This is a genomic window from Streptomyces sp. PSU-S4-23, from assembly GCF_055632315.1.
This window is the reverse complement of sequence record NZ_JBVMUU010000002.1, coordinates 6531466-6554330: the sequence shown is the minus strand read 5'-3', so window position 1 is coordinate 6554330 and position 22865 is coordinate 6531466. Positions and strand designations below refer to the sequence as shown.

The window sequence follows — 22865 nt, the reverse complement described above, 5'->3', positions numbered from 1 at the left end:
AGCTCCGCCAGATGCGGAAAGGCCCCGTGGTCCCGCTCACGCCGCCCCCGCTCCCGTCAGTGAGCGCACCTCGGTCTCCGCGTGCCGGGCCTCGTCCGCCGGTTCCGCCGAGGTGACCGTGCCGAGCCAGCCCGCGAGGAAGCCGAGCGGGATGGAGACGATGCCCGGGTTCTGCAGCGGGAAGTACTGGAAGTCGACGGCCGGGAACAGCGATTCGGGGCTCCCCGAGACGACCGAGGACAGCAGTACGAGTCCCAGCGCGGGCACGAGGCCGCCGTAGACCGCCCAGACGGCGCCCCGTGTCGTGAAGCCACGCCAGAAGAGCGAGTACATCAGCACCGGCAGGTTCGCCGACGCGGAGACGGCGAAGGCAAGCCCCACCAGGAAGGCCACGTTCAGGTCGCGGGCCAGCAGCCCGAGCGCGACGGCGACCACGCCGATGCCGACGGCGGCGGCCCGCGCCACGGCCACCTCGCTCCCCGGGCCGGCGCGGCGGCGCCGCAGTGACGCGTACAGGTCGTGGGCGACCGCGGCCGACGAGGCGAGGGTCAGACCGGCGACGACCGCCAGGATCGTGGCGAACGCGACGGCGCCGACCACGGCGAACAGAACCGTTCCTCCGGTGGACTCCGCCCCACCGCCCAGCTTCAGCGCCAGCAGCGGCACCGCCGTGTTCCCGGCGGCGTTCGACCCCCGGACGGCCTCGGGTCCGACGACGGCGGCCGCGCCGAGGCCCAGCACGACGGTCATCAGGTAGAAGCCGCCGATGAGCCCGACCGACCAGACGACCGAGCGACGGGCGGCCCGCGCGGTCGGCACGGTGTAGAAGCGGGACAGGATGTGCGGCAGCCCGGCCGTGCCCAGCACGAGTGCCAGGCCCAGGCTGATGAAGTCGATCCGCGCGGACCAGCTCCCGCCGTACTTCAGGCCGGGCGCGAGGAACGCCGACCCGTGCCCGCTGCGCTCCGCCGCCGTGCGCAGCAACGCGTCGAGGTCCCCATGGAAACGCACCAGGACGAGCGTGGTCAGTACCATCGTGCAGCCGAGCAGCAGGACCGCCTTGACGATCTGGATCCAGGTGGTGGCGCGCATCCCGCCGAACGCCACGTAGACCACCATGAGCGTGCCGACCGCGATCACCGCCCAGGCACGCGCCGCCGTGCCGGTGTCCCCTAGCAGCAGCGCGACCAGGCTCCCGGCTCCCACCATCTGCGCCACCAGGTACAGCACTGACACGGTCACCGAGGACGTTCCCGCCGCGATCCGCACCGGCCGCTCCCCCATACGCGCGGCGACGACGTCGGCGAGCGTGAACCGGCCGCAGTTGCGGACCAGTTCGGCGACGAAGAACAGCACCACGAGCCAGGCCACGAGGAAACCCACCGCATACAGCAGCCCGTCGTATCCGCACAGCGCGATAAGCCCGGTGACGCCCAGGAAGGATGCCGCCGACAGGTAGTCGCCCGCGATGGCAAAACCATTCTCCATCGGAGAGAACAGCCGCCCTCCCGCGTAGAACTCCTCCGCCGACCCATGCCGGTTGCGGCTGACCCACGTCGTGATCGCCAGCGTGATCGCGACGAACACGCCGAACAGCAGCAGCGCCAGTGCCCGATGCTCCCCAGTCACCGTTCTCCACCCCCGAGTCCCCGCGTCGACTCCTCTGTGTCCCAGCGCAGATCGAGCGCCGCCCGGTCCCTGCGCAACCGGGCGTGCCGGGCGTACGCCCACGTGAACAGGAACGTGGTCAGGAACTGCCCGAGCCCCGCCAGCATCGCCACGTTCACGGCCCCCGCCACCGGGCGTGCCATCAGCCCGGGCGCCGTCTGGGCGGTCACCAGATAAGCCACGTACCAGGTGAGGAAGGCCGCAAGAGCCGGGATCACGAACCTGCGGTACCGGCTGCGCACCTCCTGGAACGCCGCACTGCGCTGCACCTCCAGGTAGACCTCGGCCGCCCGGGCCGTCCCTTCCTGTTCCCGGCGCGCGGGCGGCACGACGGGAGCGGGCGCGCCCGTTCCGTCCGCCTCGCCCCAGCCGGAGGCGAGGGCGTCGTACCAGGGGTCGCTGTACCCCGCGTCCCCGGCCGCTCCCGGGGCCGCGGAATCCGGTTCACGGCCTTCGTGGGTCTCGTCCGAACCCTCGGGACCACCCCCGCGCCCGCGGGGATGACCATCACTTGACTGCATGCCCAAGGATGGACAGAACGGAAAGTTCTCCGGCTCTTCTTCTCTGTGCTCTCACCCCATCAGGTGACTCACAGCGAGGGAGGCGTCACCAGTCCTCTGGCGTATGCGTAACGGACCGCCTGGGCACGGTCCTTGAGCCCGGCCTTGGCGAAGAGGTTGTTGATGTGGGTCTTCACGGTGGCCGTGGACACGTGCAGCCTGCGCGCGATCTCCTGGTTGGTCAGCCCTTCGGCGATCAGCGCGAGCACCTCCGTCTCCCGCGTGGTGAGTCCGTCCGCCACCTCCGCGACCGTCATCGGCACCGGCTCCGACAGCCGCTCCAGCAGCCGCCGCTGGATGCTCGGTGAGAGCCCGGCGGCCCCGGACAGCACGTCGTGCACCGCCCGCACGATCTCCTCACCGCCCGCGTCCTTGGTGAGGTAGCCCCGCGCCCCGGCTCTCAGCGCCGGGAACAGCGACTCGTCGTCTGCGTACGTCGTGAGCACGACGACCTGGGTGCCGGGATGCTCGGTGCGAATGCGCCGGGTCGCCTCGACACCGTCGCACCGCGGCATGCGCAGGTCCATCAGCACCACGTCCGGGGCAAGTTCGGCAACCAGCTTCACGGCCTCCTCCCCGTCCCCGGCGGCCCCGATGACCTCGATCCCCGGAAGGAGCCCGAGCAGCATCACGATGCCCTCACGCACCACCGTCTGGTCGTCGGCCACCACGACCCGGGCGGGTTTCCTCTTCCCCTCCTCCGTCATAGGGGTACCTTCAGCGTCACCACGAATCCCTCCTCGCCCGGCCCCGCCTCCAGCGAGCCGCCCAGCAACTCGGCACGCTCGCGCATGCCCAGCAGACCGTATCCGGCGCCGGACCCGGTCAGGTCTCCCGGCGAACCGCCGGAGTCCCGTACGTCCAGCCTCACTTCGTGCTCCGCGTACGCCAGCCGTATGTGCACCTTGGCGCCGGGCGCATGCTTGCGGACGTTCGTCAGGGCCTCCTGCGCGACCCTGCGGACCGCCTGCGATGCCTCGGCGGGCAGCGGCCTGCGCTCACCCGAGACGGTGACATCCGCGCCGGCCTCCGAGGTGACGAGCTCACTCAGGAAGTCCTCGACCGGGGACATCTCGCCGCGCAGCGCAGACAGCGCCTGCCGGGTCTCGGCGAGTCCCTCCCGGGCCATTCCCCGGGCCGCCACGACCCGTTCGAGGATCCTGTCCCGGTCGGCTCCTCCCTCGATCAGCAGCCGGGCCGCCTCCAGGTGCACGAGCTGGGCCGAGAGGCTGTGGGCAAGCACGTCGTGGATCTCCCGCGCGATCCGGGCCCGCTCCGCGAGGGCCGCGGAGGTCGCCTCGGCCGCCCGTGCGGCCCGCTCCTGGGTCAGCAACCGCAGGGCGCTGCCGCGTGCCTCGGCGTCGAGGCGCAGCACATATCCGGCGAGGGCGATCCCAACGGCGGTGATCGCCGTCGTCGTCCAGGCGTCGTTGTTGACCACCGCGTACGCCCCCAGGCCCGCCGCGGAGGCGGGCACCGCGACGGCGAGGGGCAGCCGCTCCATGGCGGTGACGGCGCACCCACACCACAGCACGACCGCCGGGATGCGCAGATCCGTGACATAGGCGGCCAGCGCCAGCCCCATCAGGGCCACGAGCAGGACGACCGAGGGCAGCAGCCGGTGGTGCAGCGTGGTCCGGAAGAAGGCCCACACCGCCCCTGCGCACACCAGGAGCCCGAAGGCCGCCGGGGCGATCCCCCACTCCGGCAGGCCGCCACCCGTGAAGGTCGTCCACAGGAGCATGGCGAGGGCGGAGAGCCGGCCGGACCAGGCGAGTGCGCGCCGGGCGCCGGAGACTCCCGCGCGGGAGAGTGCCTCTCGGGAGGGCCAGCGCGTCCACACGTTGTCCGTCACACCGGCTCCTTCCACGAGGGCTGGGGCACGCGGTCACCGTACGCCGCGCTCCGCACGATCGCAGGGGCCACGGACCGGGACCGCCGGACCAGGATCCCGCCGCGCACCAGCAGGGTGGCGGCCAGGGCGAGGACCAGTGCGGAACTGTCCTGATGCACGCCGAGTGCCGCGCCGACGCCGAAGAGACCGACGCGCAGGGCCACCCCGCCGAGCCACACGGCGACGCTGGCCTTGGTGCTCCGGCTCCAGACCGTGCCGTCCGGCTCCGTCCATATGCGCGTGGTCCAGGCCCAGCCCGCTCCGGTGGCCAGTCCTGTCAGCAGCTCGGCCCCGAGCAGGAGGGCGGACTCCGCGGGGTGGTGGTGGTCGAGGACGCCGGGCTTGCGCAGGGCAAGGAGGCCCAGGACGAGGGGGATGCTCCACCAGCGCCGGTCCGCGGTGATGCGGCGCGCACGGAACTGGCGCACGACGATCAGGACGACCGCCGCAGTGAGCAGCAGGGCATCGGCGAGCCCGGACATCTGGGACCTCCGGTGGCGGGTAAAAGCGGATGCCGGCGGCGGGTGCCGTCGACGCCTTCGACGCTACGGACATCGGTGATCCGGGAGATCGGAGCCTGGGTGGATCCCGGGTGGATCCGTGACGGCCCGCACGTCCACCCGCGGGTGGAGAAACCACCGGCGTGGCCGCGCGTGTACCGGCTACGCGGCGCGGGTGGGCGCGGCCGCGGTCACCCGTCCCGGCGCGCAGGCCCTGCGGACGTACCCGCCGTCGGGCGCACCGGCTGTTCGGGCGCACCGGCTGTACGGGCGCACCGGCCGCGCGGGCCCACCAGCCATACGGTACTGACCTCGGCTCGGCCGCCGTCGGGGCGCGTGCGTGCCCTGCCCTGTCGCCGACGTGCGGGGCCTCGCCAGCCGGCACCCGCGGTGTCACCGCCCGCCCCCGGGCCCGCCGCCGACACTCTGCCGGGCGACACCGGTCACACACAACCGGTCACGCGTAACCGCGCGCACGCCATCGCGCGCAATCAGTCGCGCGGCCCACGCCGCGGCGATCCCCGGCCATCCGGGCGGCAGGAGGGCGACACGGCACAGCCGGCCGCGCAACACGCAGGGCGGGCCACCCGACCAGCGGCGGCCCTCCCCTTCCCGCGGACCGGCCCCGCGGGGCACGGTCTACGCGTCGATGCGCGACCGGTCCAGCGTCGCCGCCGAGCCGGAGATGAACTCCTTGCGCGGCGCCACTTCGTTGCCCATCAGCAGGTCGAAGACCTGTTCGGCGGCCTCCAGGTCGGAGAGGTTGATCCGGCGCAGGGTGCGGTGGCGCGGGTCCATCGTGGTCTCGGCCAGCTGGTCGGCGTCCATCTCACCGAGACCCTTGTAGCGCTGGATGGAGTCCTTGTACCGGACGCCCTTGCTCTGGAACTCCAGCAGCTTGTCGCGCAGCTCGCGGTCCGAATAGGTGTAGACGTACTTGTCCTGGCCCTTCTTCGGCTGGACGAGTTCGATGCGGTGCAGCGGCGGCACGGCGGCGAACACCCGGCCGGCCTCGACCATGGGCCGCATGTAGCGCTGGAACAGCGTCAGCAGCAGACAGCGGATGTGCGAGCCGTCCACATCGGCGTCGGTCATCATGATGATCTTGCCGTAGCGGGCCGTGTCGATGTCGAAGGTCCGGCCCGAGCCGGCCCCTATGACCTGGATGATCGCCCCGCACTCGGCGTTCTTGAGCATGTCCGTGACGGACGACTTCTGGACGTTCAGGATCTTGCCGCGGATCGGCAGCAGCGCCTGGAACTCAGAATTGCGGGCGAGCTTCGCCGTACCGAGCGCGGAGTCCCCCTCGACGATGAACAGCTCGCTGCGCTCCACATCGTCGCTGCGGCAGTCGGCGAGCTTGGCGGGCAGCGACGAGGACTCGAGGGCCGTCTTGCGGCGCTGCGCGTCCTTGTGCTGGCGGGCGGCGATGCGCGTACGGGCGGCGGCGACGGCCTTCTCCAGGACGACGCGCGCCTGCTGGACCGCGTCCCGCTTGCTGGAGGTCAGGAACGCCTTGAGCTCCTTGGAGACCACGTTCGTGACGATGCGGCGGGCCGCGGAGGTGCCGAGGACCTCCTTGGTCTGACCCTCGAACTGCGGTTCGGCCAGGCGCACGGTGACGACCGCGGTGAGGCCCTCGAGCGCGTCGTCCTTGACGATGTCGTCCTCGGCGACCCGCAGCATCTTCTTGGCGCGCAGCACCTCGTTCATCGTGCGGGTGACGGCCTGCTCGAAGCCGGCGACGTGGGTGCCGCCCTTGGGGGTGGCGATGATGTTGACGAACGACCTGAGGGTGGTGTCGTAGCCGGTTCCCCAACGCAGCGCGACATCGACGCCCAGCTCACGGGTGACCTCGGTGGGCGTCATCTGGCCGTGCTCGTCCAGGACGGGGACCGTCTCCTTGAAGGTGCCCTGCCCGGAGAAACGGAGGACGTCGCACACCGGCTTGTCGCTCGCCAGGAACTCGCAGAACTCGCTGATACCGCCGTCGAAGCGGAAGGACTCCTCCCCCTTGCTGCCGCCCTCGCCGAGCCCGCACTCGTCGCGGACGACGATGGTCAGGCCGGGGACCAGGAACGCGGTCTGGCGGGCACGCTGGTGGAGCGTCTCCAGGGAGAGCTTGGCGTCCTTCAGGAAGATCTGGCGGTCGGCCCAGTAGCGCACGCGCGTGCCGGTGCGGGTCTTGGGGATCCTCTTGGTCTTCCGCAGACCGCTCGCCGCCTCGAACTTCGCGTCCGGACCGTCGGCCGCGAAGACGCCCGGCATGCCGCGCCGGAAGCTGATGGCGTGCGTGTGGCCGCTGCGGTCCACCTCGACGTCCAGGCGCGCGGAGAGCGCATTCACCACGGACGCGCCCACACCGTGCAGACCGCCGGAGGCCGCGTACGAGCCGCCGCCGAACTTGCCGCCCGCGTGCAGCTTGGTCATCACGACCTCGACGCCGGAAAGGCGGGTCTTGGGCTCGACGTCGACCGGGATGCCGCGCCCGTTGTCGCGCACCTCCACCGAGCCGTCGTCGTGCAGGATCACCTCGATGTGGTCGCAGTAGCCGCCCAGGGCCTCGTCGACGGAGTTGTCGATGATCTCCCACAGGCAGTGCATCAGGCCGCGGCTGTCGGTCGAGCCGATGTACATACCGGGGCGCTTGCGCACGGCCTCGAGGCCCTCGAGGACGAGCAGGTGCCGCGCGGTGTAGTTGGAACCGTCCCGGTCTGCTCCGGTCAGCAACGCGGTGGACGGCACGGACGTGTCGGCGGTCACGCGGTTCGCTCCTCGCTGAATTTCAGATGGGGCCCTCTGGGGTAAGGGGCCGGCTTCGGTTGCGGTCCGAGGGTACCGAGGCCAGGTAGAGCCGTTGTAACGCCACCCTCGTCCGCACTCAGACTAGTCCAGACTCGCACGGGCGTTCGATCCCTCGACAGGGTGAAGTACATATCACGTTCCCTTCGAGGCATGAACCATTTAGCCTCGGGGCACGTCCTCATCCACAACCGGCAACCCGCCGGGAGGACGGACAACCGACAGACAGCGCGAACCCGTACGACACACACCACGTAATACGGCACATTCGCCGCCAACCGGCAGCAGACAGCCGGCCCGGAAAGAATTTTTCGAGGAAGAGCCGCGAGCGGGAACGTTTTCGGCCTGGTTGGATGTTGACCCTGGTACGACAGCTCGTCGAGCTAGAGAAGAGGCGACGTGACTACTGTTCTGACCCCCGCGAGCCCGCTGACGGCCGCTGACCGCTGCGACCGCTGCGGCGCCCAGGCGTACGTGCGCGTCGTCCTCCTGAGCGGTGGAGAACTGCTCTTCTGCGCCCACCACGGCCGCAAGTTCGAGCCAGAACTCAAGAAGATCGCCGCTGAGATACAGGACGAGACGGAGCGACTCACCTCCGTTCCGGTAAGCGCTTCCAACGAGGAGCGCTGACACTTCACGTCGACGACGAGCCTGCACCGGCACCGAGGCCGGGGAACGGGCGGTCACCCCGATCACACGGGGTGACCGCCCGCATTTCTGCGTCTCGGCCGGTCGGTATCCTCATGACGTGTGCACGGCCCATATGCGCGGTGCCGCTCCTCGCGGCCCCGCCGCAGGGCGCCCTCCGGCACCCGTACGGCGCTTGCGGTACGAGGAAGGCCGAATCTCAGCGGCCATCGCCCAGCGCGCCGACGGCAGCCGACACCCTCGTATAGACCCCGGGCCTGCCGGGCTGTCCGCAGCCGTCGCCCCATGACACCAGGCCGATCAGGCGCCCCCCGGCGATCAGCGGGCCGCCGCTGTCGCCCTGGCAGGCGTCGCGGCCCCCCTCCGGCTCCCCGGCGCACAGCATGGAAGCGGCCACGTACTGTCCGTCCGCTCCGCCGGGATACGCCTGTTCACAGGTCGCGTCCGGCAGAACCTTGACGTTCGTGCCCCACAGGCTGTGGGCGTATTCTCCGCCCCCCGTGGTGTCACCCCAGCCGTACACCGTCGCGGCCGTGCCCGACGCGTAGCCACCGTCGCCGGCCGCCGCCATGGGGATGACCGAGCTGGCGGGCAGCGGCGACGCTAGGGTCAGCACGGCGAAGTCCCCGGCGTTCGTATAGCTGTTGTACTGGGGATTGACCCATGTGGCGGTCACGGGGATCTCCTGGCCCTGACTTGACGTCAGGTCGGTCCGCCCCGCGATGACCTTGAGGTCCCGCACCTGGCCGGGCGGCACCCCCAGGACGGCCATGCTCAGACAGTGGGCCGCGGTCAGGATCTTGGACTGGCCGACCACCACTCCCCCGCAGAACTGTCCCGCCCGCGTACCCCCGAACCGGTCACGACTGGAGAGGGCGACCGTCCACGGACTCTGCGAGATGTCGACCGGAAAGCCTCCGATGACGACGCTGTCCGCCGTCGCGGGCGCGGGGGATGTCAGCATTATCAGGGCGGCCGCGGCTCCGAGGGCCAGGGCTCGGGTGAAGGGACGACGCATGGGCACTCCTTACTGTGAGGTGTTCGTAGAACACCTACAGTGATCCAGCTCGCCCCATCGCGCACACGCAGAAGGCCCGACTCCGCTCAGGAGCCGGGCCCTTCGGCGTACACGGACCGAAACTTAGTCGAGGTAGTCGCGCAGCACCTGGGAGCGCGACGGGTGACGCAGTTTCGACATCGTCTTGGACTCGATCTGACGGATGCGCTCGCGGGTGACCCCGTACACCTTGCCGATCTCGTCGAGGGTCTTCGGCTGACCGTCGGTGAGACCGAAGCGCATGGAGACGACGCCCGCCTCACGCTCGGACAGGGTGTCGAGGACGGAGTGCAGCTGCTCCTGGAGGAGCGTGAAGCTGACCGCGTCGGCCGGGACCACGGCCTCGGAGTCCTCGATGAGGTCACCGAACTCGCTGTCGCCGTCCTCGCCCAGCGGAGTGTGCAGCGAGATGGGCTCGCGGCCGTACTTCTGGACCTCGATGACCTTCTCCGGGGTCATGTCGAGCTCCTTGGCCAGCTCCTCCGGGGTGGGCTCGCGGCCCAGGTCCTGGAGCATCTGGCGCTGCACGCGAGCCAGCTTGTTGATGACCTCGACCATGTGCACCGGGATGCGGATGGTGCGGGCCTGGTCGGCCATGGCGCGGGTGATCGCCTGACGGATCCACCAGGTGGCGTACGTGGAGAACTTGTAGCCCTTGGTGTAGTCGAACTTCTCGACCGCGCGGATCAGACCGAGGTTGCCCTCCTGGATGAGGTCCAGGAAGAGCATCCCGCGACCGGTGTAGCGCTTGGCGAGGGAGACCACGAGACGGAGGTTGGCCTCCAGGAGGTGGTTCTTGGCGCGGCGGCCGTCCTCGGCGATGATCTCCAGCTCACGCTTGAGCTTCGGGGCGAGCTTGTCGGCGTTGGCCAGCTTGTCCTCCGCGAAGAGGCCGGCCTCGATGCGCTTGGCGAGCTCGACCTCCTGCTCGGCGTTGAGGAGGGGGACCTTGCCGATCTGCTTGAGGTAGTCCTTGACCGGGTCGGCGGTGGCGCCGGCGGCGGCCACCTGCTGCGCGGGCGCGTCGTCCTCGTCCTCGTCGGAGAGCACGAAGCCGGCGCTCTCTGCGCCCTCGGGCTCCTCACCGGCCTTGCCGGGGGTCTCCTCGAGCACGTCCTCCTCGAGCAGCTCGACGTCGTCCTTCTTGGTGGTCGTCTTCTTCGCCGCCGTCTTCTTGGCGACGGCCTTCTTCGCGACCGTCTTCTTGGCGGTCGCCTTCTTGGCAGCGGCCTTCTTGACGGGCGCCTCCTCAGCCGGGTCGTCGGCGACCGGTACGGCCGGAGCGGCGGGGGCGGCGGCCTTCTTGGCCGTCACCGTCTTCGCCGCGACGGTCTTGGTGGCGGTGCGCTTGGCCGGACTCTTCGCTGCGACGCTCTTTCGGGTGCGCTTCGGTTCTGCGGCACTGACCATCAGCGTCACACCCTCTTCCTCGAGGATCTGGTTGAGGCTGCGCAGTACGTTCTTCCACTGAGTGGCCGGAATCTGGTCAGCTTCGAAGGCCCGACGCACATCGTCGCCGGCGATCTGCCCCTCAGCCTTTCCCCGCTCAATGAGAGCCATGACAGAGACGGACTCGGCGATCTCCGGCGGGAGCGTACGGGATGTGCTGGCCGACACGAACAACCTCTCGGAACGTTGGAAACGGCTTCCGGCCCCGTCCACAGCGGACAGGGGCCGACCGCCGGCTTGGGGATGGGCCGACGGCGCGGGCGGGGCCTGGAGGATGCACAGCGCCGTGAACGGCGTCCGTATTCCCTCCTCGGCTGTCACCTCTTAGGTCATCGCGCAGTCCCGTAGAGCGTTACGCCCAATCCGCGTGGCCCGAGTCACACCCCGCAACCACCCAAAGGCGTCCAGATGCGGGCAGAAGCGTTCAACCGGCGTCATGGTCAGGCCAGACGTACGACGCTTCACGACTCGCCACGCCGTGGAACCGATGTCGTGGAGCCAGTGCCGGGCACCCGGGATTCTCCGGGCCGGCACCGCCGTACCCACGGCCGGCACCGGCCATGGTGACGACGTCCGTCCGTGACCGCGTCGGCCGCGCGCGCCGGACGACGACACCAGGGGTCTCCGCCGGGCTCCGCCGGGCTCCGCCGGGCTCCGCCGGGTCCCGGGAGGATCCGACGGAGTCCGGCGGCGGGCGAGGGCCCCCGGAGGCGGCCGTCGACCGCGCGGACCGGGCGTCGACCGAAGAGGCTGCCCACTGCCGGTCGCACCGCTCGCGCCGTGCGGTCAGTGCTCGCGCGGCGCGGGCACCACGCGCTCCACCTCGGGGTGGACGGTGAGCAGTTGACGCATGGCCCCCTCGGCGGCCGCGCCGTCACCCGAGGCGAGCGCGTCGACGATGCGGGCGTGCTGGGCCAGGGCGGTCTCGTTCGGGCGCTCGCACCCCGTGACCGGGCCGCCGGAGACCTGAAGGGCCGCCGAGACGATCCCGGAGAGGTGCTCCAGCATGCGGTTGCCGGCGACCTGGATGAGCAGCGAGTGGAACTCCGCGTCGGCACGCGAGAAGGTCAGGGAGTCGCCCTGTCCCAGGGCATGGCCCATGATCTCCACCATGTCGGCGAGCCGCTGCTGCACCTCCTCGCGCCCGTGCCCGGCAGCCAGGCGCGCGGCGAGCGGCTCGATGGTCCAGCGCAGCTCGCTGAGCTCACGGCGCTGGTCGTCGCGCTGCGGCCCGAAGGCCCGCCACTCGATGATGTCCGGGTCCAGGAGGTTCCAGTCGCTCACGGGGCGCACGCGCGTGCCGACGTTCGGACGGGCGCTGACCAGGCCCTTGGCCTCCAGGACGCGCAGCGACTCACGGACGACGGTACGGGACACCTCGAAGCGCTGGCCGATCTCCTCGGGCACCAGCGGGCGATCCGCGCCCAGGTCACCGGAGACGATCATCTGGCCGAGCTGCTGGACGAGTTGGCCGTGCAGGCCGCGTCCGCGGCTGCCCGCGGCGCGCCGGCCGACACGGCCCAGCTCCGGATCCGAGCCCTCCCATGCGGGTGTGCCGACGCGGTCGGCGGGGGACGCCTCGGCGTAGGGGTAACGGTCGAGTTCGCCCGGTCCGGCAAGGCCGGAGTCTGCGGAGCGGGCGGCGGTCATCATGGTGTGCGCAAGGGTACTCACGGATCCTTTGTCGGCGCCCTCTCCAACTCCCTTGAGGTCTTTGGTGAAAAGCACACGAAAGGGTGATCGCTCACACCGTCGCAATTGACGCCTTATCGGAAAGAAATGGGCGCTTCTCGGGGAAGTTGTGCACACAGGGAGAACAGATGGGCACGCGGGTGGTCATCGGACCCTGCTGCGCAGCGTGGTGAACAGATACGCACAGAGCAGCACGGTCAGGGACAAAGCCAGTGCACCGCCCACGGGTTGCGTGATCACGCGCGCCATCGCGGCCACGTAGCGCTCGCCGCCGAAGGGCCACTGCAGCAGCATCAGCTCGCGCATGCGCGCGGTGAAACCGGCCGCGGCCCGGACGGACGGCCCCTCCAGTGCCTTCTGCAGGAGCGGTACGACGGCGACGGGCACCGCGAGCACCGCGGCGAGGCCGGCGGTCGTGGAGCGGAAGATGCCGGCTGCCAGCACGCCGGCCCAGGCGCACCCCACGATCAGGCCGATCCAACTCGTGGTCAGGGAGAGCCAGTCGGCGGGAAGCTCGGTGAGCTCCCGCCCGTGGACGAGGTAGAGCAGCTCGATGTCGACGCCGACGGCGAGGAGGGCCAGCATCAGCGCCGTGGCCCCGGTGACGAGGAGTTTCGCGGCAAGCAGCCCCAGGCGGCGGGGGACCGTTCCGCGATCCGCGGCCAGGGTGGGGTGCCGGAACTCGTCGCCGAAGGCGACGGCGCCGAGCAGTCCCGCACCGAGTGCCGCCGGCGGCAGCGGGAACTGCAGGGGCCAGGCGGCCAGCAGCCGGTCCTGGGGAGTGTGCCCACCGCGCGCGAGGAGGAGGCAGATGAGGGCGGAGGAAACGAGCACGGCGGCCGCGGTGGCGTAACCGGTGCCGATTCCCGCGGCGCGGCGCAGTTCGTACCGCAGCGGCCGCAGGGGACCGGCGGAAGGCCGCACGCTGATGGGTGGCGGGACCGGGGGCAGACCGTCCGGCTCCCATTCCTCGGACCGCGGTGCCGGGATGGTCTCGGCACCCACCGTCGGCCCCATGTCCCCGGTTTCGTCAGCCAGTTGGTGGAGGAGGACACCGTGCCGGAACGCGGTGTCGCCGATGTCGGCACAGGTACTGCCGTACACGGACAGCCGGTTGCCGCCCTCGTGGACGATTTCCACGGAACGCCGCGTCATTCTGGCCTCCTTGGCGAGCAGGGCGCCGAGGCGGGTGGCGTGCGGGCTGTTGACGGCCACGCGGGGCCGCAGACGGGTGCGGGCGAAGTCCACCCCTGCCTGATCGGCGACCACCTGTCCCCGGTCCAGCGTGATGACGTGGTCGGCGGTGCGCGCGGCCTCTCTGGGATCTCCCGTGGCGAACAGAACGGTGCCGCCCCGGTCCGCGTGGGCACGCAGAACGCCGTGCAGCCAGCGCCCCTCGCGCGCGGAGATCCCGTCGACGGGGTCGTCGAGCACCAGCGCGTGCGGGTCGGCGAGCAGGGCGCAGGCAATGCCGAGGCGCCGGTCCATGCCACGCGAGAGGGTGCCGAGCCGCTCGTCGCGCAGGCCGGCGAGCCCGACGAGTTCGAGAACCTCGTCGGCACGGCGGCCGGCTACTCCCGCCGCCGCGCACAGCATGCGCAGCTGGCCGCGGACCGTCCGCGCCGGATGACCTGGGACATCACCGAGGAGGACACCCACTTCTCGGGAGGGGTGGGCGATGCGGCGCAGCGGACGGCCCCGGAAGTAGGTGATGCCGCGACCCGGTTGGAGTTCGAGCATGAGCCGGAGCACCGTCGTCTTGCCCGCACCGGCGGCTCCGAGGAGGGCGGTGACACGGCCTGGGTGCGCCTCGAAGCACACGTCGTCGACGGCGGGCGGAAGGTCCTTGTGGGTTGTGCTGGTCAGTCCGATCGCCTGGATCACCCGAAGCAAGATAGCCCGATTTGTCCGGTTTTTCGGGCAGCGTGAGGAGTGGTGCGGCACAGACCCGCCTCCTCGGCCATTCTTGCTCGGCCATTTGCACGAGGCCCGTCGTCCGGGCGGTGTCCGCTCGGCGGTCAGACTTCGGGGCGCAGCATCGGCGGGTTGAGCAGGGTGGCACCACCCGCACGGAAGAGCTGTGCCGGGCGTCCCCCCTGCCGGGTCGTCGTGCCGCCCGCGGGGACGAGGAAGCCGGGCGTGCCGGTCACCTTGCGGTGGAAGTTGCGCGGGTCGAGCGCCACGCCCCACACCGCCTCATAGACCCGGCGTAGCTCGCCGACGGTGAACTCGGGCGGGCAGAAGGCAGTGGCCAGCGATGAATACTCGATCTTGGAACGGGCGCGCTCGACACCGTCCGCCAGGATCTGCGCGTGATCGAAGGCGAGGGGCGCCGTCTGCTCCCCGTCCCTGCCGTGGCCGCCCTGCTGCAGCAGTTCCTCCACCGGGGCCCAGCGCACGCTGTTGGCGTCACCGCCGGGACGGGGCGCGGGCAGGTCGGGAGCGAGCGCGAGGTGGGCGACGCTGACCACTCTCATCCGCGGGTCGCGCTTCGGGTCCCCGTAGGTGGCCAGCTGCTCCAGGTGGGCGCCGTTGTCCTGCGCCGGCGCGGACGGGTCGTGGGCGTGCAGCCCCGTCTCCTCGGCCAGCTCGCGGGCAGCGGCCTGCGCGAGGTCCTCGTCGGCCCGTACGAAGCCGCCCGGCAGCGCCCACCGCCCCTGAAACGGGGGCTCGCCCCTTCGCACCGCCAGCGCGCACAGGGCATGGCGGCGCACGGTCAGCACGACCAGGTCCACAGTGACGGCGAAAGGTGGAAAGGCTGACGGGTCGTAGGGCATGTCGCGATCATAGTCGTCTGCCTGACGATAAACACTCCTTTCTTGAACCGCTTCGACGACTGATCCACATCTGTCCGGTACGGCTCTCACCGACGCCCTCCGTCCACGGTCCGCATCCACGTCATCCGAGGTCACACGCCTAGCTGCAACCCGTCGGCAGCCTCCTCCACCATGGCGAGTCCGAGTCGCCCGACGCGCACGGAGAAGGGGGCGCCGGCGAGCCTCAGGCCCGTCAGAACGATCTCGCCGAGCGGGGCGCTGCGGACCGGGCGCAGGGTCACCGTCCTGGCCGGGACGTCCGGGCGGACACCGGCGAGCGCGGTCAGGAGCAGGACCCCCGCCGCGGCCGCCACGGCGGCGGGACGGCAGGCCACCGGGTGCGGCAGCGGAGCACTCCCCTCCGTACGCGGCTCGCCCGCGAACATCTCGGGCAGCCGGTAGCCGAACGCCTCCGCCGCCGCCAGCAGCCCGAGCAACAGGCCGCTCGCCTCCTCCTCATGGCCGGCGGCGGCCAGTCCCGCGACCGCCACCGCCGTCTCCTGGACCTGTACGGCTCCACCGCGGTGCCCGAACGGGTTGTACACCGCGGCCTCGGTGGCCAGGCCGCGCAGCCCCCACCCCGAGTCCACGGCCGGGTCGCAGAGCAGCCGCGCGAGCTGCTCCGTCCGCGCCTTGTCGAGCAGTCCGGGTGCCAGGGCACCGGATCCGAGCAGGCCGGTGTCGAGGAGATGGGCGGCGCCCGCGCCGAGGTGGGGCACGAGGCGCCCGTCCCGGGTGCGGACGGCCGCCGGCCTGCCGCCCGACCGGTCCTCGGTCCAGAAGCCCTCCGAGAACGCGTCGCGCAGCGTCTCGGCCCACTGGCACAGCTCCGGTCCGCCCGGGCGCCCACAGGCGTCGAGCAGGTCCGCGCCGAGAAGCGCCGCCCGGTGGGCGTACGCCTGTGTCTCGCAGCGCAGGGGACCATCCGGTTGCGGGTCGGGGACGTACACGCCGTCCCCGGCCGTGGTGCGCAGCCACCGCAGGCAGTGCTCGGCCGCAGGCAGCAGTTCCTCGGTCTCCCGGTCCGGAAGCCCCCAGCGCCGGGCCTCCGCGAGGAGTACGGGGAACAGCAGTGTGGCTTCGGTGCCGGTGCAGCGCGGGGGGAGGTGTGCCCCCGCGTTCCGCCGCGGACCCGGGATCATGCCCGAGCGGACGCCGGGGCCGCGGAATTGGGTGCGGGCCAGGATCCGCAGCGTGCCCGCGGCGAGCCGGGTGCCGAGCGGGAGGGCCATCCGGGCCGCCGCCAGTGACTCGGCGGGCGACGGGCCGCAGCGCCAGGGCGCTCCCGCCGCAAGCTGGATGTCGGCAGGGTGGGCCGGATCGCGCAGGAGCAGGGCCTGGAGATCCTCGACGCAGGTGCGCAGCAGCGGCTGGACCCGGGGGTCGTCGCCGGTGGCTTCGGCCCTCGCGAGCAGATTCGATGTGCCACGTCCTACGGCCCTGACGGGTCCGGCACCGCCCTGCCGTACCCGCAGCTCCACGCTCCGTGTCCCACCCGGCGGCAGTTCCAGCTCCCAGCGCAGCAGCCCGGCGGAGGCGAGGGCGTCGGTCGGCGGCGGATCGGCCGTGACAGCACAGTCGCCCTTCCGGCAGGACCAGCGCAGCCCCGAGCCGTGAACGGTGGCGGGGAGCTCGTGCCCCTTCCTGCCCGAGGCGATCGCGCGCAGGTCCGCAAGGTCCGTGCCGAGGGCCACCTCCACGGGCAGGCGCAGGACCCGCGGGGCCGCACTGCGCAGAATGATCCGCTCGGTGCCCTCCGCGGACCTGATGCGCTCCACGACGACGTCCGGGTCCGGTCCGGCCTCGGGAGCCGCGTGAAGGGTCCCCACAAACCGGGCTCGGTCGGCCGCCACCATCCGGGCCTGCACGGCGAGCGGTTCCCGCCCCGCCACCCGCACCTGACAGCGGGAGAGCAGACGCCGGCCCGCTCGGTAGAACCCCTCCAGACCGTGCCCCGTCAGCTGTCCCTGCTCGGTGGAGATGGCCAGTCCGGGGAGGGCGAGGCAGATCAGGACGCTGTGAACGGGTGGGAGGACGATCAGACCGTGCGGGGACGGCAGGGGCCGGACCGGGGCGGATCCCTTCCGCCCACCGGCCTGCATGGCGGGAACAGGCGTGGCGGGAACAGGCGTCCGCCCACACCCGATGAGGGCCGGCGGTGCGCCGCCCCTCGCCAACGGGGGTGCCGGGGGATCGTGTCGGGGAGGTCTGTCGCCGTCCGGGGAGAGGGGCGGCCTGGGCAAGGTCATGATGCGGTTTCCTCTGCACTCGGTACGCCTTTGGCGCGCCCGGCGCCGGGTGAGGGGCTCCGGAGGGCCGTGCACGGTGCGGTGGCACGACCCGATCACGGGTTCGGCCACTCAGGTGAACGGTTCGGGCTTGCTCCGGGTCACGCCCGGGGGCAGGGATGACGACCGAATGGCGGTGCGTCGGGGAGCACGGAGTTCTCATGTGCCCTCCTCACCCGAATGTGGAGTGGCGCCACGGCGCGGGGTTCCGGGCCGGCTGGACCGAGTGGGGCGAGTGGGCCGAGTGAGCCGGCTGGTCGCGCCCTCGGCCCGGCGCCGCGGCCCGCCGCCGCGGCCCGGGCCGTCGGACGGACGCCGGTGACGCGCCTCGGCCGCCGTGGGGATGCCGGGGGAACGGCGCGGCGGCCGGTTGCCGCCGCTCATCGGACGCGCCGCCGCAGGACCGTCGTGTCCCCCAAGGCGCTCCGGGTCCGCGCCGCACCCCGAGCCACGGGACGGCAAGGAGGTGTCAAACGACAGGGGGGTGTCACCCGACGGCGTCGTGACCGACCCCTCCATCGTCTCCTCCGCCACGGCCGCCTCCTCGGACTCCTCCGCCGCGGTCGCCTCCTCGGACTCCTTCGTCCCGCGGCCGGCCCTCTCCGACCGCAGGCAGCGGCGGACGGTCTCCGGGTCCAGGCCCTCGTTGCATGCCTGGTGCAGAAGACGGGCGAAGAGGTAGTCCGGGTCGGCGCCCAGGGCCATGGCGAAGGCTTCGCGGGCTTCGAGCTCGTCTCCCGTCGACCAGGCGACCCACCCGGCGAGCGTCAGGGGCGCGGCGGCGTGCTCGCCGTAGGAGGCGACGCAGCGGCGGGCCAGGGCGCGCCACAGTCTCAGGGCCAGGGGGGCCTCCGCCCCTTCCATCCACTCCGCGGCGCGGTCGCGGGTCGTGCGGTCCTGGAGACCGAGGATCAAAGCCGCGGCCTCGTCGTGCGCGAGCAGGTCGTCGTCGCGGAGGTCCGCCGGCAGGGTGCCGGACACGGGCGGGGCCTCGGCGAAGCGCGCCATGACGCGCTCCGCCAGTTCGAGCGTTTCCGCGGCGACCTCCTCACGGCTGCGGTCGCCCAGGATCCTCGGGACGAGTGCCAGGCTCGCGGCGTCCAGCGCGGCCTCCTGGTCGAGAGCGGCCGACGTTTCCCGGGGCGTGAGTCTCGCCCTGAACTCCTTGAGGCTGCCGCGCACCTGAAGGCCGGCGTAGGTCGCGGCCGCGGCCAGGACCGAGGTGCCGGGCAGGCCCATCGGCCGTCCTTCGGGTGGACAGCACCCCGGGCTCGGGCAGCAGTACGACCAGAAGCGGCCGTCGGAGATGCAGAGGGCCTCCACCACGGGAACGTCGAGGCGACCGCATGCCGTGCGCAGCAGCTGGGCGAGTGGTCGCAGACGCTCCATCACGTCGCGTCCTGTCTCGCCGTTCGCCGGTTCCTGTACGAGGTAGGCGACCATGTGCTCCGGCCGGAAGCCTCTGCGCTCGCTGCCGGTCACCAGCCCGTGCGCCAGCTGCTCGGCCACCGACGACCAGTCGCCGGGGTGGGCGGGGATGCCGAGTCGTGCGCGCCCGCCGAACCTCCCCCGCTTTTCCCCGTCGTGCAGCGCGACCAGCACGATGCTGTCCTCGGGGCGGTAGCCGAGAAGGTAGGGCAGGGCGTCTGCCAGCTCGGTCGGCGTGCGCAGCGTGACCTGGGGCTCGTCGCGGAGTCCGGCGGAGGGATCGTGTCCGCCGCGCACTGTGGGCTCACTGCTGTCGGGCGCGGATCCGCCCGTGTCACCGATGCCGGAGGAACCGGCCGCTTCGTCGTGGTTCGTCATGCCGTGACCATCTCGCGGATCTTGGAATTCCGCTTGGTCTGTGGATAACCCCAGCCATGAGCACGCCAGGAGTTCTCCACAGGTCACGGGGCCCGCTCGCACGATGTCCGACCGATCGGGTTGCATGGACGCCATGACCGATGAACACCCGCGTCCCACGACGGACGACACCGGGCCCATCGCGGCGGAGGATCCGCGCGCCACCGCGCAGGGCCTGCCCGTCCCGCCGGAGGATCCGCGCGCCACAGCGGACGGCCCGCACGCCGCGTCCGGGGACCTGCCTGCCCCGGCCGGGAACCCGAGCGCCGCGGCCGGGGCCGGCGGCCTGCGCGCCGCGGCCGGGGCCGGCGGCCTGCGCGCCGCGGCCGGGGCCGGCGGCCTGCGCGCCGCGGCCGGGGCCGGCGGCCTGCGCGCCGCGGCCGACGCCGTGCTCGCCCGGCTCGTCGGCGCGCGAGCGGGCGGTGCGCGGCTGCGCGAGGACCAGTGGCGTGCCATCCAAGCCCTGGTGGCGGACCGGCGCAGAGCCCTGGTCGTCCAGCGCACCGGCTGGGGCAAGTCGGCGGTGTACTTCGTCGCGACCGCGCTGCTGCGCGAGCGCGGCGCGGGTCCCACAGTCATCGTCTCGCCGCTGCTCGCCCTCATGCGCAATCAGGTCGAGGCCGCCGCCCGCGCCGGTATCCACGCGCGGACCATCAACTCGTCCAACACGGAGGAGTGGGAGACCGTCCAGGCCGAGGTGGCCGCGGGTGAGGTGGACGTACTGCTGGTGAGCCCGGAACGGCTCAACAACCCCGACTTCCGCGACCGGGTGCTCCCCCGGCTGACGGCCACGACCGGTCTGCTCGTGGTCGACGAGGCCCACTGCATCTCGGACTGGGGTCATGACTTCCGCCCCGACTACCGGCGGCTGCGCACGATGCTCGCGGACCTCCCGTCCGGCGTGCCCGTCCTGGCGACGACGGCCACGGCCAACGCACGCGTGACGGCCGACGTGGCGGAGCAGCTCGGCACCGGGGCGGGGGCGGACGCTCTGGTGCTGCGCGGATCTCTGGACCGGGAGAGCCTGAGGCTCGGCGTGCTCCGGCTTCCGGACGCCGCCCACCGGTTGGCCTGGCTCGCCGATCACCTCGGTGAGCTGCCCGGGTCCGGGATCGTCTACACGCTCACGGTGGCGGCCGCCGAGGAGGTCACCGCGTTCCTCCGGCAGTGCGGGCACACCGTGGCCTCCTACACCGGGAAGACGGAGAACGCGGACCGCCGGCAGGCAGAAGAGGACTTGCTGGCCAACCGGGTCAAGGCGCTGGTCGCCACGTCCGCCCTCGGCATGGGTTTCGACAAGCCGGACCTCGGCTTCGTGGTGCATCTCGGCTCGCCCTCGTCCCCGATCGCCTACTACCAGCAGGTGGGACGCGCGGGACGCGGTGTGAAACACGCGGAGGTGCTGCTGTTGCCGGGCAGGGAGGACCAGGCGATCTGGGACTACTTCGCCTCGATCGCGTTTCCTCCCGAGGAACAGGTGCGGCGCACTCTGGAGGCCCTGGCCGAGGCGGGCCGCCCCCTGTCGCTGCCGGCCCTCGAACCGCTGGTCGAACTGCGCCGGTCCCGGCTGGAGACGATGCTCAAGGTCCTCGACGTGGACGGGGCGGTGCGCCGTGTCCAGGGCGGCTGGGTCGCGACGGGGGCTCCGTGGACGTACGACGCCGAGCGGTACGCCTGGGTGGCCAAACAGAGGGAGGCCGAGCAGCAGGCGATGCGCGACTACGTGACGACGTCAGGGTGCCGGATGGAGTTCCTGCGACGGCAGCTGGACGACGAGGCAGCGGCGCCCTGCGGGCGCTGCGACATCTGTGCCGGACCGCGGTTCACGGACGCTGTCTCCCCCGCCGCCCTGGACGCGGCGCGGGGTGAGCTGGGCCGCGCGGGCGTCGTGGTCGAGCCGCGGAAGATGTGGCCGACGGGCCTGCCGGCGATAGGTGTGGATCTGAAGGGTCGCATCCCGGGCGGGGAGCTGGCGGCGCCGGGGCGGGCCCTCGGCCGGCTCTCGGACATCGGCTGGGGCAACCGGTTGCGGCCGCTGCTCGCGCCCCAGGGCCCGGACGGGCCCGTGCCGGACGATGTGGCGCGTGCCGTGGTCGACGTGCTGGCCGACTGGGCGAAGGGACCTGGCGGCTGGGCCTCGGGCGAGCCCGGTGCCCAGCCACGCCCGGTCGGCGTGGTCACCATGGCCTCGCACAGCCGTCCGCGGCTGATCCAGACCCTGGGTGAGCGTGTCGCCGAGGTCGGACGGCTGCCGCTGCTGGGATCCGTGGAATACGCGGGCGATGTACCGCGGGTGCCCAGAAGCAACAGCGCGCAGCGGCTGAAGGCACTCGACGGGGCGCTGACCGTGCCGCCCGCGCTGGCTGCAGCCCTCCGGGAGGCGCACGGACCGGTGCTGCTCGTGGACGACGCGACGGAGACGGGCTGGACACTGTCGGTGGCCGCCCGCATACTCCGACGTGCCGGAGCGGAGGGGGTGTTGCCGCTGGTCCTCGCCGTGCAGGCGTGACCCGTCCGTTCCCGGGGAACACACTGGGCAGTGACGGCAGGGGATATAGGTCACGCATCACCAGGAACCGGTCGGCCCCACCAATTGCTCGTTGCCGCATTCCAGTTCGGCGGGAACAATTGAGTTCCGCTCCCCGCGCGGCTCGTCCGTGATCCGGTAGGGCTCTCTGCGGTGTGGGCTCCCCAAGTCAGACCCCGCCCGCAGTGTGGGCGTGTAGCCGAAGGGAGGATCGTGACCTTCGGATTCGCTCCGTCCTCAGCGGCATCCATGTCGGCCTCGGCCGAATCGTCCGCCGTGTCTGCCAATCCCATGGCCCGGATGCTCGAACCCGCGGAATGGGCCGCCGCGGGAATCCCGCTGCTGCGCAATCCCCGGGACATCGTGAGCGGACTGCACTCCCGGCACCGGCCGCGGCCTTCCACCGCCATCGTGGCCGTCCTGGATCCGGACGAACGGCTGCGGGCGAGCGCCTCGTTCACCCGGCGTCCGGCGCCGGCGGACGGCTGGGTGCTGCGCAACGCGCTGCTCGCCCAGCTGCGCCGGGTCATCCCGCACGACCTGCGGCGCCGTACCCCCGTGCGGACGGCCGTGCTGCTCTACTGCCGAGAGGGCGACACGCGGTGGACGGAGGAGGACGGGGCATGGATGTGGGGCCTGCGCGATGCGTGCACGCTGCACGGGCTGCGCTGCGGTGCGTACATCACGCTGACGCGTGACGGCTGGCAGGTACTGGGCGAGGGCCGGGGCGGACGCCGCCCCAACGCGGACTCGCCGCCGGAGGCGTTCGGTCTGGCAGGAGCTCCGCCGCCTCAGCCGCGCACGGGAGGCGTGACTTCCGAGGTACTGCGCCGGGCCGCCGCCCGCTGAACGCCGCCGCCCGCTGAACGGTGCGGCGTCATGGCCGGCTCAGCGACGCAGTGCACGCGGGGGAGGCCATGATTCAGCGACGTACGACGGCGCACGCCATGGCAGCGCCCCACGGCAGGAGCAGGAGCAGGATCCGGGGCGAACGCGGCGCGGGCACGCCGACGCCGTCGCCCTGGCGGTCCCGCGCAGGCGCCGTGCGTCCATGGAGGATCGGCCGGGAAGCCGAGCAGCCGCGTCCGCGCCGCCCCGAGGCACCGGAACCGGGCCGGC

16 protein-coding genes are annotated in these 22865 nt (G+C 72.0%); 3 read left to right on the top strand and 13 right to left on the bottom strand.

The window, feature by feature from the left end:
• Positions 1-36 precede the first annotated feature (36 nt).
• From ACZ79I_RS29855 to ACZ79I_RS29830, 6 genes are all read right to left on the bottom strand, one after another.
• Complete coding sequence (locus ACZ79I_RS29855; RefSeq protein ID WP_471501211.1) at positions 37-1629, bottom strand: solute symporter family protein; 1593 nt, start codon at positions 1627-1629, stop codon at positions 37-39.
• Positions 1626-2189, bottom strand: coding sequence for a DUF485 domain-containing protein (locus tag ACZ79I_RS29850; RefSeq protein ID WP_471501209.1), 564 nt, complete (start codon positions 2187-2189; stop codon positions 1626-1628). Before ACZ79I_RS29850 ends, ACZ79I_RS29855 begins: the two co-directional genes overlap by 4 nt.
• A 68-nt stretch (positions 2190-2257) precedes the next feature.
• Complete coding sequence (locus ACZ79I_RS29845; RefSeq protein WP_471501207.1) at positions 2258-2935, bottom strand: response regulator transcription factor; 678 nt, start codon at positions 2933-2935, stop codon at positions 2258-2260.
• A complete protein-coding gene (locus ACZ79I_RS29840; protein ID WP_471501205.1) occupies positions 2932-4083 on the bottom strand; it encodes a sensor histidine kinase in 1152 nt (383 codons plus the stop codon). Before ACZ79I_RS29840 ends, ACZ79I_RS29845 begins: the two co-directional genes overlap by 4 nt.
• Positions 4080-4604 (bottom strand): DUF1453 domain-containing protein, encoded by a 525-nt coding sequence (locus tag ACZ79I_RS29835; RefSeq protein ID WP_471501203.1) that lies wholly within the window; start codon positions 4602-4604, stop codon positions 4080-4082. Before ACZ79I_RS29835 ends, ACZ79I_RS29840 begins: the two co-directional genes overlap by 4 nt.
• Positions 4605-5261: 657 nt before the next feature.
• Positions 5262-7385 (bottom strand): DNA gyrase/topoisomerase IV subunit B, encoded by a 2124-nt coding sequence (locus ACZ79I_RS29830; protein WP_471501201.1) that lies wholly within the window; start codon positions 7383-7385, stop codon positions 5262-5264.
• Positions 7386-7823: 438 nt separating this feature from the next.
• Between ACZ79I_RS29830 and ACZ79I_RS29825 the strand changes: the two genes are divergently transcribed.
• Positions 7824-8054: a DUF7455 domain-containing protein gene (locus tag ACZ79I_RS29825; RefSeq protein ID WP_471501199.1), complete on the top strand. Its 231-nt coding sequence runs from the start codon at positions 7824-7826 to the stop codon at positions 8052-8054.
• 217 nt (positions 8055-8271) lie between these two features.
• Here ACZ79I_RS29825 and ACZ79I_RS29820 read toward each other — a convergent pair whose 3' ends face one another.
• The 7 genes from ACZ79I_RS29820 to ACZ79I_RS29790 all read right to left on the bottom strand — a co-directional run bounded on the left by ACZ79I_RS29820 (position 8272) and on the right by ACZ79I_RS29790 (position 19180).
• Entirely contained in the window at positions 8272-9090 is an 819-nt protein-coding gene (locus ACZ79I_RS29820; RefSeq protein WP_471501197.1) for a serine protease, read from the bottom strand.
• A 123-nt stretch (positions 9091-9213) separates the two neighbouring features.
• Entirely contained in the window at positions 9214-10746 is a 1533-nt protein-coding gene (locus tag ACZ79I_RS29815) for an RNA polymerase sigma factor (RefSeq protein WP_471501195.1), read from the bottom strand.
• A 618-nt stretch (positions 10747-11364) separates the two neighbouring features.
• A complete protein-coding gene (locus ACZ79I_RS29810; protein WP_471501193.1) occupies positions 11365-12252 on the bottom strand; it encodes a FadR/GntR family transcriptional regulator in 888 nt (295 codons plus the stop codon).
• Positions 12253-12414: 162 nt separating this feature from the next.
• Positions 12415-14154, bottom strand: a complete 1740-nt coding sequence (locus ACZ79I_RS29805; protein WP_471501191.1) for an ATP-binding cassette domain-containing protein — start codon at positions 14152-14154, stop codon at positions 12415-12417.
• 134 nt (positions 14155-14288) lie between these two features.
• Positions 14289-15047 (bottom strand): NUDIX hydrolase, encoded by a 759-nt coding sequence (locus ACZ79I_RS29800; protein WP_471501189.1) that lies wholly within the window; start codon positions 15045-15047, stop codon positions 14289-14291.
• Between the two features lie 131 nt (positions 15048-15178).
• Positions 15179-17188: a glycogen debranching N-terminal domain-containing protein gene (locus ACZ79I_RS29795; protein ID WP_471501187.1), complete on the bottom strand. Its 2010-nt coding sequence runs from the start codon at positions 17186-17188 to the stop codon at positions 15179-15181.
• Positions 17189-17533: 345 nt separating this feature from the next.
• Positions 17534-19180: a DUF4192 domain-containing protein gene (locus tag ACZ79I_RS29790; RefSeq protein WP_471501185.1), complete on the bottom strand. Its 1647-nt coding sequence runs from the start codon at positions 19178-19180 to the stop codon at positions 17534-17536.
• Between the two features lie 133 nt (positions 19181-19313).
• On the opposite strand from ACZ79I_RS29790, the gene ACZ79I_RS29785 reads away from it, so the two are divergent.
• Positions 19314-21728, top strand: a complete 2415-nt coding sequence (locus ACZ79I_RS29785; protein ID WP_471501183.1) for a RecQ family ATP-dependent DNA helicase — start codon at positions 19314-19316, stop codon at positions 21726-21728.
• Positions 21729-21959: 231 nt separating this feature from the next.
• Positions 21960-22595 (top strand): hypothetical protein, encoded by a 636-nt coding sequence (locus ACZ79I_RS29780; RefSeq protein ID WP_471501181.1) that lies wholly within the window; start codon positions 21960-21962, stop codon positions 22593-22595.
• Positions 22596-22865 lie beyond the last annotated feature (270 nt).

Bases quoted from the DNA above. Each gene is read 5' to 3' on its own strand.
- ACZ79I_RS29850 (WP_471501209.1), bottom strand. From the start codon at position 2,189: ATGCAGTCAAGTGATGGTCATCCCCGCGGGCGCGGGGGTGGTCCCGAG.
- ACZ79I_RS29845 (WP_471501207.1), bottom strand. From the start codon at position 2,935: ATGACGGAGGAGGGGAAGAGGAAACCCGCCCGGGTCGTGGTGGCCGAC.
- ACZ79I_RS29835 (WP_471501203.1), bottom strand. From the start codon at position 4,604: ATGTCCGGGCTCGCCGATGCCCTGCTGCTCACTGCGGCGGTCGTCCTG.
- ACZ79I_RS29820 (WP_471501197.1), bottom strand. From the start codon at position 9,090: ATGCGTCGTCCCTTCACCCGAGCCCTGGCCCTCGGAGCCGCGGCCGCC.
- ACZ79I_RS29800 (WP_471501189.1), bottom strand. From the start codon at position 15,047: ATGCCCTACGACCCGTCAGCCTTTCCACCTTTCGCCGTCACTGTGGAC.
- ACZ79I_RS29795 (WP_471501187.1), bottom strand. From the start codon at position 17,188: ATGCAGGCCGGTGGGCGGAAGGGATCCGCCCCGGTCCGGCCCCTGCCG.
- ACZ79I_RS29790 (WP_471501185.1), bottom strand. From the start codon at position 19,180: ATGACGAACCACGACGAAGCGGCCGGTTCCTCCGGCATCGGTGACACG.
- ACZ79I_RS29785 (WP_471501183.1), top strand. From the start codon at position 19,314: ATGACCGATGAACACCCGCGTCCCACGACGGACGACACCGGGCCCATC.